The organism is Parapedobacter pyrenivorans (assembly GCF_014636865.1).
Taxonomy (GTDB): Bacteria; Bacteroidota; Bacteroidia; order Sphingobacteriales; family Sphingobacteriaceae; genus Parapedobacter; species Parapedobacter pyrenivorans.
This window is the reverse complement of record NZ_BMER01000001.1, coordinates 285903-298524: the sequence shown is the minus strand read 5'-3', so window position 1 is coordinate 298524 and position 12622 is coordinate 285903. Positions and strand designations below refer to the sequence as shown.

At 53.3% G+C, this 12622-nt stretch carries 6 protein-coding genes; 4 read left to right on the top strand and 2 right to left on the bottom strand.

The window, feature by feature from the left end:
• The 3 genes from IEV98_RS01160 to IEV98_RS01150 form a co-directional block, all read left to right on the top strand.
• The coding region (locus tag IEV98_RS01160; RefSeq protein ID WP_188504108.1) for a CLIPPER-2 domain-containing protein at positions 1 to 2369 on the top strand (2369 nt) is incomplete at its 5' end.
• A 32-nt stretch (positions 2370 to 2401) separates the two neighbouring features.
• Complete coding sequence (locus IEV98_RS01155) at positions 2402 to 3412, top strand: PorP/SprF family type IX secretion system membrane protein (protein WP_229738505.1); 1011 nt, start codon at positions 2402 to 2404, stop codon at positions 3410 to 3412.
• Positions 3413 to 3475: 63 nt separating this feature from the next.
• Complete coding sequence (locus IEV98_RS01150) at positions 3476 to 5422, top strand: OmpA family protein (protein WP_188504106.1); 1947 nt, start codon at positions 3476 to 3478, stop codon at positions 5420 to 5422.
• A gap of 46 nt (positions 5423 to 5468) precedes the next feature.
• Here the strand turns inward: IEV98_RS01150 and IEV98_RS01145 are convergent, their stop codons facing one another.
• Positions 5469 to 6110, bottom strand: coding sequence for a response regulator transcription factor (locus IEV98_RS01145; protein WP_188504105.1), 642 nt, complete (start codon positions 6108 to 6110; stop codon positions 5469 to 5471).
• Between the two features lie 4 nt (positions 6111 to 6114).
• Positions 6115 to 8058 (bottom strand): sensor histidine kinase, encoded by a 1944-nt coding sequence (locus tag IEV98_RS01140; protein ID WP_188504104.1) that lies wholly within the window; start codon positions 8056 to 8058, stop codon positions 6115 to 6117.
• Between the two features lie 565 nt (positions 8059 to 8623).
• Between IEV98_RS01140 and IEV98_RS01135 the strand changes: the two genes are divergently transcribed.
• A partial coding sequence (locus IEV98_RS01135) for a CshA/CshB family fibrillar adhesin-related protein (RefSeq protein WP_188504103.1) occupies positions 8624 to 12622 on the top strand: 3999 nt, incomplete at its 3' end.

Sequence of the window (12622 nt, the reverse complement as noted above, 5' to 3'; positions counted from 1 at the left end):
AATACACGATCACGGTAACCAACACGGGCAACGTGACATTAAGCAATGTCAACGTCACCGATCCGCTGACGGGCTTCAACCAGACGATTGCAAGCCTAGGACCTGACGGCGTAGCGACCTTTACTACCACATACACTGTTGCGCAGGCTGACCTTGACAACGGCAGTGTGCTGAATGTGGCTACTGCTACGGGCGAGGACCCTGACGGCGACCCGGTGGGTCCTGAGGATCCAACAGACGGTGAGGTGACCACGCCGGGTACGCAGGTACCTGCCTTCACCTTGGTGAAAGCATTGACGGGTATCAACGGCGATGCAGCCACAACGAGTTACAGTGCGGTAGGTGACGAACTTGAATACACAATCACAGTGACCAATACAGGAAATGTTACATTAAGTGACATTGAGGTGGAAGACGCCCTGACGGGTTTGTCCGAAACGATAGCAAGCCTTGTACCGGGAGCAATGGAGACATTTATCACGATCTATACAATTACGCCAGCTGATCTGGAAAACGGCAGTTTCGTGAACACGGCCACGGCTGCCGGTGAAGGCCCCAACGGGGATACTGTTGAGCCGGATGATCCGGCAACGGTTACAGTCATGGCCGACCCACCGGTGATCGAGGCGAATGATGACGACTTCGGTCCGGTCAACGGATATGACGGAGGTACGACGCCAAGCGTACTGGACAACGACACCCTGAACGGTGATCCTGTCGACCCGGATGATGTTACCCTGGCGGAAGTCAATCCAGATCCGGATTCACCGTTGACCCTGAACCCAGACGGGACGGTAACGGTCGCACCGGGTACCCCCGTGGGAGATTACACGTTGGAATACACGATCTGTGAAATACTGAACCCGGACAACTGTTCGACGGCCACGGTAACCATTACCGTAACACCTGCGCCGATAGCAGCCAACGATGACGGCTTCGGTCCGGTCAACGGCACGGACGGCGGCACTACGCCGAGCGTCTTGGACAACGATACCCTGAACGGCGACCCTGTCGACCCGGATGACATCACACTGAATGTTGGCGGAGATGAAGTGACCGCACCGGTTCCGTTCATCGACGAGGAGGGCACCCCGGTTCCGGGCGTGGTACTGAACCCCAACGGTACGGTTACGGTATCCCGGGGTACCCCTGCGGGCGAATACACGTTGGACTACACGATCTGCGAGGAGCTGAACCCGGACAACTGCTCCGACCCAGCGACGGTGACGGTAGTTGTCGAGGCTGCGCCCATCGAGGCAAATGACGACGACCTAGGTCCGGTTAACGGTGCTGACGGCGGCACCACACCGTCGGTACTTGACAACGATACCCTGAACGGCGACCCTGTCGACCCGGATGACATCACTTTGACCCCCGGCACGCCCACCGACAGCGATGGCAATCCGACGGATAACCTTACGATGAACCCGGACGGCACCATTACCGTATCGCCGGAAACCCCTGCGGGCACCTACGAGTTCCCTTACACGATCTGCGAGCTCGTCAATCCTGACAATTGTTCGACAGCAACGGTGACCATCACGGTTGTCGATCCGCCAACGGTGGAGGATGCCGAGCGTGTGACCACGCCTGAGACGCCTGTGACCATCCCGATCACTGATATCGTTACCCCCGGCACGGACGGCAACCCGAGCATCACCTTCCCGGATACGCCGGAACACTTTACGGCCACGGTTGACGGGGATGGCAACATCATTGTCACGCCCGGTCCGGATGCACCTGTCGGCGTACCGGTAGAGATACCGTTCGAGGTGGAGGATGAATACGGTAATAAGATTGCCGGGGTAATCGTCATCACGGTGGAAGCCGGAATGGAAGCCAACGATGACGTGGCTCAGGTGCAATCAGGGGGCAATACCACTATCCCTGTTTTGTCGAACGACGTGGCAGGAACCAGCCTGATAGACCCGGCCACACTCCGTATCGTCAGCCCACCGGCAAACGGCACGGTGACAGTCAACCCTGACGGTACGATCACATACAACAGCCATACGGGCTTCACCGGAGAAGATACGTTCACGTACGAAGTGGCCGATGAGAACGGTAACCTGTCGACCGCCACGGTAACGGTGACGGTCACACCACGCCCATTGAAAATCCCGAACGTATTCACACCGAACGGCGATGGCAGGAACGATGTGTTTGAGATCGTGGGTATAGAAGGGTTCGACCGCATTGAGCTTACTATCGTAAACCGCTGGGGTAACGAGGTTTATCGCAACACCAATTACCAAAATAATTGGAATGGGCAAGGCCTTAATGAAGGAACCTATTATTATATGATCACGACCCATGTGGGTGCCGTAAGGGAATCGCACAAAGGCTGGGTATTAATCAAACGGTTATAATGATAAGGATCCTTTTTTAGCAGATGAAAACTATGAAGCGCACTATAAAAACAGTAGGATTGGGTTTGGGGTTATTCATGGCCTTTCATGTAAATGCCCAGCAGAACATCCAGTTCACGCAATACATTTTCAATTCGATGAGTGTTAATCCGGGTTATACGGGCTACAAGGAGGAATGGTTCGGGCAGTTGGGTCTCCGGAGCCAGTGGGTTGGGCTTGAGGGGGCGCCCCGGACGGGGCTGCTGTCCATCGACGGAGTGGTCGATCCGGTTAACAAGCGGCATGGGCTTGGGATGCAGGTTACGGCGGATAGACTCGGTCCGCAGTCGGCTGCCTCGGCCTATGCGAACTACGCGTTCCGGCTTCGGCTGAACGAGGAGGATACGCAGCGGCTGAGCTTCGGCATCGGGGCTGGTGTTACGCAGTACAGCCTTGAGGGGGCATTGCTCGACCCGATTGACGGGGGCGACCAGTTGGTGCCTGCCGGCAAAATCAGCAACTGGGTTCCTGATGTGCGTTTCGGGGTGTACTATTACAATCCGAAGTGGTATGCGGGTGTGTCGGTGATGGACCTATTGTCGGGCGACCAGAGCAACAACATCTTCCGCTGGGACAACACCACCACGGACAACATCCGGCGCAAGCGGCACCTGTACTTCATCGGCGGTGCATTGTTCAACCTCAACCGGGGGCTGGATTTCCGTCCCAGTTTACTGGTGAAAGAAGACTTCAGGGGTCCGACGAGCCTGGACGTGAACGCGATGTTCATTTTCGGCAAGCGGTTCTGGCTTGGTGCGGGCTGGCGCACGGGTGTGACGGTTTTCAAGCGTGAATATGGCCGGGTGAGCGGCCACAGCCTGAGCGGGCGGAACTCGTTTTCGGCGGTCACCCAGATTTATGTGACGGATGCCCTTCGCATCGGTTATTCCTACGACCACATCGTGAGCCGGTTGAGCAGCGTGCAGAACGGTTCGCACGAGGTCACCTTGGGCATCACATTCGGGCGGCAGCAGCCCCGTTTGCTGAGCCCGAGGTTTTTTTAGGGAGCGGGCAATGGGGCAATAGACATTAAATAGGCAATAGGCAATAGACAACAGACCAACACGATGAGATACAGGTTACAACACATTTTTCTATCCGCGGTGCTGATCTGCATGGGCGGGGCAGCGGTTTCACAGGAGCAGCCGGGCCTGCGCGAGCGTGCGGAGGAATTGTACCGGCGCTATGAATATGCCAATGCGGTACCGCTGTACATCAAGTTGGTGGATCGAAAGAACCCGAGATTGGGGGATTTGGAACGGTTGGCAGACAGCTATTTGAGGATGAACGACTACGAGTCGGCCGAAAACTGGTACGCTCGGATCTCCCAACATGAAGATCATGTACCGACGCACCTGATCAGCTACGGGGATGTGTTGAAAATGAATGGGAAATATGCCGAGGCCAAGAAGCAATTGCAGGCGTATGTGGATAGAACCGGTGACATTGCCACCGTCGCAATACCGCTTGCCGGCTGTGACTCGGCGTTGTCGTGGATGGCCTCGCCAACTGCGCATAAATTACGCAACGAGGCGGCGGTGAACACGGCGCTTTCGGAATTTTCCGTATTCCCGCTGGGTAACATGGTTTATTACACCGGGGAAGCCACGGATGGATCTTTCCGCGGGCATTACGGGTGGACGGGGAATGCATTCCTGCGGGTATATACGGCGGACCATTCGGCAGCGGGTACACTTGGCGGGCCGGCATTTGCCGGTACAGGCATCAACGGTGAGCGATACCATGTGGGGCCGGTCGCGGCCACGGCAGACCGCGGCACGCTGTACGTGACGCGCACCCACGTGGGCAAGGAGGGTGGCCGTACCCGTGAAGGTGGCCGCAAATACCGGACGAACGCGCTTGAACTGTATGTTTATGCGCAGGTAAATGGGGAATGGGTGGCCGAGCCGTTCCCCTACAATAATGTGAGGGAATACTCGGTCGGCCATGCAATGCTCTCCCGGGAAGGGGACGTGCTTTATTTCGTGAGCGATATGCCCGGCGGCCATGGCGGGACGGATATCTGGTACTGCCTGCTGCAGGCCGACGGAAGCTGGGGCCAGCCAACCAATGCGGGAGGGACCATCAACAGTGCGGGCGACGAAATGTTCCCGAACATAGGGCCTGACGGCACACTGTATTACTCAAGTGACGGTTTTGCGGGGATGGGTGGCCTGGATGTATTCGAGGCCACGGGTAGCAAGGCATCTTGGAGCAAGCCCACCAACATGCGCTACCCGGTCAATTCGGCAGGTGATGATTTCGCTTACCTGACGACTTCCGAAGACGGGAACGGATACCGGGGCTTTCTGTCGTCCAACCGTAGTGGGGGCAAGGGTGGCGATGATATCTATTCGTTCTCGTTCGATAAACCCAAGATCATCATCCTTTTACGCGGCACTACGTCAGACAAGCAGACCGGCGGACGCATCGAAGCAGCGGTGACACTGTTTGACGGAAAACGGGAGATCATTGCCAAAAAGAGCAGCGGTACCCCGGGGGACTTTGAGTTTGTATTGGATCGTAATCAGGCTTACACCGTACTTGGTCAGAAGGAAGGGTACCATGCCGATTCGGCAAAGGTAAGCACCAGGGGGATCACCAGATCCGATACCCTGGAGGTCGCCTTGCTCTTGGAACCGATGTTTGAAGTGGGAAAAACGTTTGAATTGGAGAATATCTATTATGATTTCGATAAACACAACATTCGACCGGACGCCGCCGCCATATTGGACGAACTGGTACGAACGCTGCGCGATAACCCGACGTTGAAGATTGAACTTTCCAGCCACACGGACAGCCGGGGCAGCGATGCCTATAACATGGCCTTATCACAACGCAGGGCACAGTCGGCTGTGGATTACCTCGTGAGCCGGGGTATCTCGCGCGACCGTATGGAAGCTAAAGGGTACGGTGAAACTAAACTAGTAAATCGTTGTGCTAATGGCGTCGCCTGTTCGTCGGCAGAACATCAGGCCAACCGCAGAACGGAAGTGACCGTGCTGTCATACTAATGATCCGCTGCAGATGAGTTTGATGAAACTTTCAATTCGGGAATCGTCAAATCAGTTCTTTGTTTCTTGCATAAGTCAATAATTCCGTAATCGAATTTGCCTGAGCTTTTCTCATCATTTTTCGCCGGTGGGCAACAACAGTGTGTTTGCTGAGGTGAGTCTTATTTGCGGTTTCAATAACTGACAACCCCTGTGCGAAATACTGGAGTATTTCGATTTCACGGGCGGTGAATGGAATTTCGTCGGCAGCAAGTGGTTCGGTGGGGGCAATCTCCCGAATCACCGGGCACATATAGCGATTGCCCTGTGAAATGGTGCGCAGACAATCTAAGACGATGTCTACGCCAGAGGATTTGCTAATAAAACCGTGTGGGTTGTATGTTTGGATATGCGTGATAATGGATGGGGTAGTGATGCTACTGACAATAATGACCCGCGCTTTTTTATTAATCCTACGTGTCTCATTGATTAGCACCAGTGCATTATTTTGTGGGAGGTAATAATCGAGGAATAAACAGACCTGCAGATCGAAATGCTTAACCAGAAAATGCCGATACGCCTGTTCATTATCTGAAAAAATATGTACCGATTTGAAAAGCCGGAGCTTTTCCAGAACCGCAGAAAAGGTTTCTGCGAATAGTAGATGGTCATCGTAGACGATAGCGACGGAGTTTCCTAATGATTGCATGGAGTTAAGGGTGTATATTTTTATGTGATGATGATGTAACCATTGGATTCAACGGAAATGAAGCGATGACCTGCGTTCCGTCGGAACCGGAATCAACAGTAAGGAGGCCGCCGTATTGCTTCGCTCTATCGGCCATCGAGCGGATACCGATTCCTTGATTTGATGTCGATTTGACACCTTTGCCGTCGTCGGAAACCAAAAGTACCATGGCCGAGTCTTCACGATACACCAATACCGAGACATGCCGTGCCTTTGCGTGTTTGATGATGTTTGTCAAGGCTTCTTGTACGACCCGGAGCAATTCGATTCGAATGTCCTGTGGCGCCAAAGAGAACGTATGCTCGTCAATATGGATTTCCTTGGTGTAGTGGTCATCATCGAGTGCGCTATCCAACAAACGTTGTATCCGATTTTTGAAATCAGCCTCTTCCAGTCCCATGGTTGGGTCATACCATTGGTGGCTTTTGCCACGGGCAATGGTGTAAGCGTGCTCCACCTGGTTCCGGATATCGGCGAGCTTCTGCGCGATTTCGGGCTGGTCGTCTACAGCCAATAATTCGAGCTGAAGCTTGGTGCTCGCCAAAGTAGCCGATAGGCCGTCGTGCAGGTCACGCGCCAACCGCTTTTGCTCATCGCGTACGGCTTGGGCCTTGATTTCTTCCATGGCGGCTATTTGGATGTTGGCAGCGTTATTAAGGCTTTCTATCTGGGCTTGGGTCTTTTTTTCCCGACGACGTATCATCAAATAAACGATGGCCATAACGGCAAAAGCAAAAATAGATACAGCGATCAGCCACGTCGTGCGTCGCGCCTTCTCCTGTTCGGCAGCCTGCAATGCCTGTCGGTTAAACTCGGCTTCCGTGTGTGCATAGAGCAATTCATCAATATCGTTAATCAAGATGGACTGTATAGAGTCGATGTCGTGCACGGCAGCCGTTGCCCGCTCGAACGCCAGTTGGTATTTCCCTTGATTGGCCAGTAGCCCCGCTTCAAACCGGTTTAGCGTAAAATCGTGATCGGTGAATACGCCGGGAGTCGATTTCAGCTTGGCGATATAAAATGCCGCACTATCGTTTTGTTTGTAGGTAAGGAAATAGTCAATCAACTTCGTCTCCAGAACCGGCGCCAATTGAGGAATCATTCCAGCCTGCTTGTCCTCATTATCGACATACAACGCATTTCGCATCCCATTTAGTGCTTCCCACGATTTCTGTTGGTTGTGTTCCGCTGTGAAATACTTATGGTAATAAAGGTTTTTCATGTAAAAGTTAATAATGAAACCATTGTAAGATTCGGGTTTCATCTGCTTTTTTAGCTCACTATAAATGCTTTCGGCAAGGGCAATTGTTTCGTTAAGGCGCGTGGTATCGCCCAGCCTGGCATACGCTATGGCTGTTGGATTCAACACATTGATAAAACTACCGGCGATGTTCAGTTGGATTGCTTTTTTGCGTAAAAGCTCGGGGAACTGACCAATATAATCATGCTCTTGCTCATATGTGGCAATAACCTTCTTGTAGTTCCGCTTGTCGACGTACATATTGCATTTATGTCCGGCAACCAAGAGCGGCTTTTCGCCATGTGCAGCCATGATTTCCTGTTCGGCTTTTTCCAGAAAATAGATTCCCTCGCCTTCCCTGTTTGCATAATTCGCGTTATTGCTCAGGTCGATGTAATAGTTGATGCGACTGGAACTCAACGAATCGGCGCTCCATGCAAGCTCGCGGAACGTAGCGAGCCGCTCGATGAGTGTATCGCGATGGAAACGAACACCTACAGCAAATTGGAGGTTCATCCAATCGTTTACGGCATTGATATATTGGCGGGTCTCCAGTCCGCCCTGTTTCCATTGTGCATCCAATTGTTGGATGGTGGGCGGCTCGTCGGCGCTTGCAGCAACGGTAGGTGTGATCGCGATAAATACAATAATAAATATATATGCTAGCATTTTTTTTCGGATACGCTTTGCAATAAGTGGATAACATAAGGGGCTATGGCCGTAAAGCTAAACATTCTTATCCGTTTTCCTCTCGATGGGTTGCATTGATGGATCGCACTTGATTGCGAATAGCATAAAAATGCTATTTGATACCGTGATGATAACATAAACATGTTGTTGTTGGTCGCTACCAAAAAGAACCCAAGCAAAAGCTAATACTTTTGCACGCGTCCTACTAAACTATTGATTGAATCGTTTGACAATAAGTTGATTTTACGGCGATTTATTTGATAAAAAGGACGTATCGAAGGAATTATACAGCTACCAGACGACATCGTGATTACGTCTACTATTATTTTAACGGCTTTATTCAATTTCGTTTATAAAAGCAATAGACAGCTCAGCATCGTTGTTGTCTGATTTCAGCATAACGGTCTAATAGAAGTCGTTTTGGGCGGTACGCAACTACACCTATTGAAAGGGTATTTAGGCTGGTCGCTTATGATTTTTCATGACCACCTTAACACTTTACGAATGAAAAAAAATATTTAGTGGTGACTTTTAATAAAATAAGATGAGAAACACTTACAAGTCTATTGTCACATTTATTTTGTCCCTGATTGCACTGGTTATGACTGCCCAGGCACAATACGCCACAGAGGGAACTAGCGTTTATAAGGATCAGGTGCTTTGGATTACATGGGGTGGTGGGCAGTATGGTACGGCTAACCAGCCGTTGCCCGACGGGACAACATCATCGGTCACCATTCAGGTGGCAGACGGGCAGGAATTAGTGATTGATTTCACAATTGAGACTACGTCTGACCAGTTGCGGTCGTATCGGCCTGGCGCTTGGAGCGGGGATATTCTAGATGACCTGTACCATATCGATGGCCCAGGTTCGGCAAACCAGCTGATTAACGGTATCAGTCGGGCCAATGGAACTGCGACTTTTACCATTCGTGCCGTTGCAACACTAAATGGAGATCCCTTTCCAATTAAGGGCTTTGTCATGGCCGATGCGGAAGCAATAAATACGGGCACCGAGTACATCCAGGGAAGGGCGGAAGGGCAATGGCATGTTGTCGAAATGGCCAAGAATATAGGGGCCGGCAGCTATATTGCCCGTAAGACAAATAATGGGGATGGTACACAAACACTAAGATTGGGGCCAGGAACCGACAATGGCACGGCCGCTGTATCGTTTTTGGCTTTTGATATCCCTGCTCCGGAAGTATCAGCTGATTTTACCATCCTGGGCGGCGGTACAACCGCAATTGCCATTGGCGTATTAGCACCGAATGCAGACTTCGGTGATGCACCGGCGTCGTATGGTGATGTCATGCATTTGATTCCTGACCTGATTTTTGCTCCGGATAATATCGGTGCTGGAGTTGATGTAGATTTGAACACCAATAATTATGAACCCGGCGGGCTCGTTGCACCTCTTTCTGGTTTTTTGGGGACACGTGGCCCGGATGCGGAAGGCGGATCGCAATATAGCGATAACGCTGGTGCCGATGACAACGGTGGAGTTTTTGCCGATGATGGTGATGAGGAAGATGCCTGGTCGCCTGTCAACATCTACGTGGAGCATGGGGGGAACACACTGACCCAGCAAATTCCTTGTAGTGGTACTGGAACGGTGGCCGGATGGATTGACTTCAACAACAATGGAACGTTTGATGCGGACGAACGGGCTTCAGGCGGATGCGTAGCCGGTTTTGCTACGCTTTCGTGGACGATTCCAATTGATATCCAACGTGGACTTACTTTCGTGCGCTTACGGTTCGCGTCCGATGCCTCGGAGGTCCTATTGCCCGATGGTATTGCCAGTGACGGCGAAGTGGAGGACCACGTTTTCACGATTTATGAACCAGGCGTTAGCTTGAGGAAGGAAGGGGCTTTTGAAACATCGGGTCCACAGCAAGCCGGCGACAGGGTTCTTTACACGTTTACCCTAGAGAATACCGGCAATGTCGGTTTGGAAAATATTGTGGTCGAAGATGATAAGGTAGGCGCTATTACTTGGACCGTCGGTGGCGTGACATGGAACCCCTCGACCGATATTTTGGACGTGGGAATGACCGCCATCGGTACGGTAAATTATGTGCTTATGCAAACAGATGTGGACGCCGGACGCGTAGAAAATCAAGCTACCGTTGGCGCTACGCCTATCATCGAAGGCGATTGGCCTGTTACGCCTATTGAGGAACAGAATTCCGACGACCCAGGTCCAAGCGGGCCGGAAGACCCGACGGTGTTGATGATCCCTGCATTACCTTCTTTATCCTTTATTAAAGAAATTGATGTTTCTGTGCTGCCCAATCCGGTTGTTGCGGGCGAGGAGACTACATACACCTTTACAGTGACCAATACTGGGAACGTGACGTTGACCGACGTTTCGATTACTGACGACTTGCAAGGCATCAGCGGACTGACCTATGACTGGTCCAGCGCAGAGGCTGAGGGTATCCTACGCCCGGGCCAGATCGCTAAGGCTACGGCAACCTACTTGATTACGCAGTCTGACATCGATGCTGGTAAAGTGGAGAACCTAGCCACGGTGACGGGCACGCCGCCGTTCGACCCCGCGGATCCGAGCCAGCCAGGTAGCCCGATAACGCCGGTTCCGTCGACACCGGATGTTGACAACCCCGGTACCCCGGGCGACCCGGGTATACCGACGGTCGTTGATGTCCCTGCGGACCCATCGTTGTCATTCGCCAAAACCGGCGTGGTGTCGGTCGATGGTAATACGATTGAATATACCTTCACGGTGACCAACACGGGAAACGTGACGATGGAAGGCATCACTATCGATGACCCGAAAATCACGAATCCAATTGTACTGGATGCCACAACCCTTGCCCCGGGCGAAACCGCCACCGGCACAGCCACCTACACGGTGACCCAGGTCGAGAAAGACGCCGGCGAAGTTGAGAACAACGCCACGGTAACGGGCACACCGCCGTTCGACCCCGCGGATCCGACGCAGCCGGGCGAGCCGATCACACCGGTTCCGTCGACCCCCGATCCGGACAACCCCGGCACACCGGGTAATCCTGAGGTGCCGACCATCGTTGACGTCCCTGCCGATCCCTTATTGTCGTTTGCCAAAACCGGCGTACTGTCCACCGACGGCAACACGATCGAATACACGTTCACCGTCACCAATACAGGTAATGTGACGATGGAGGGAATTACGCTTGTAGAGGCTAGTTTCAGCGGCACGGGCACGGCTCCCGCGCCGGTATTTGTGTCGAACAGCGGCACCAGTGCGGAAGGCACACTTGCCCCTGACGAAGTGGCTGTATACACGGCGACCTATACGCTGACCCAGGCGGATAAGGATGCTGGCGAAGTGGAGAACGCTGCCGCGGTAACGGGCACGCCTCCTACGACCGATCCGGGCAACCCGGCCACGCCGATAACCCCGGTGCCGTCGACACCGGATCCGGGCAACCCCGGCACACCGGGCGATCCGGGCATACCGACCATTGTCGATGTGCCAGGGGATCCATCGCTGTCGTTTGCCAAGACGGGCGTATTATCGGCCGATGGCAATACCATCGAATATACATTCACGGTGACGAACATCGGCAATGTGACGATGGAAGACGTTGCGGTGACCGACCCGAAGATAACCAACCCGATTATACTTACTGTAACGACACTTGCCCCGGGTGACATCGCTACAGGTACTGCGACCTATACGCTCACGCAGGCGGAGAAAGACGCGGGCAACGTGGAGAATGCCGCCACGGTGACGGGCACGCCGCCGTTCGACCCTGCGGATCCGAGCCAACCGGGCGAGCCGATAACCCCGGTGCCGTCGACACCGGATCCGGGCAACCCCGGCACACCGGGCGATCCGGGCATACCGACCATTGTCGATGTGCCAGCGGATCCATCGCTTTCATTCGCCAAGACAGGCGTATTATCGGCCGACGGCAACACGATAGAATACACGTTCACGGTTACCAACTCGGGCAACGTGACGATGGAGGGCATCACTATCGATGACCCGAAAATCATGAATCCAATTGTACTTACTGCAACGACACTCGCTCCGGGCAAAAGTACGACAGGCACGGCCACGTATACTATTTCACAAACGGAGAAGGACGCGGGCGAAGTGGAGAACTTAGCCACGGTAACGGGCACGCCGCCGTTTGACCCTGCGGATCCGAGCCAACCGGGCGAGCCGATCGACCCTGTTCCCTCGACCCCTGATACGGACAACCCCGGCACGCCGGGTGACCCGGGCGTACCGACCGAAGTGGTCATCCCGGTTGACCCCGCACTGTCATTCGTCAAGACAGGCGAGTTGTCCTCGGACGGCAACACGGTAACCTATACGTTCACGGTGACCAACGTCGGCAACGTGACAATGACGAACATCACGCTAGCCGAGGCTGACTTCAGCGGCACCGGCACAGCTCCGGTCCCAGCCTTTGTTTCCAACAGTGGCACGAGTGAGGAAGGTACGCTTGCCCCCGGCGAAGCGGCTATCTATACAGCAACATATACGCTTACACAGGCAGATAAGGATGCCGGAGGGGTGGAGAAT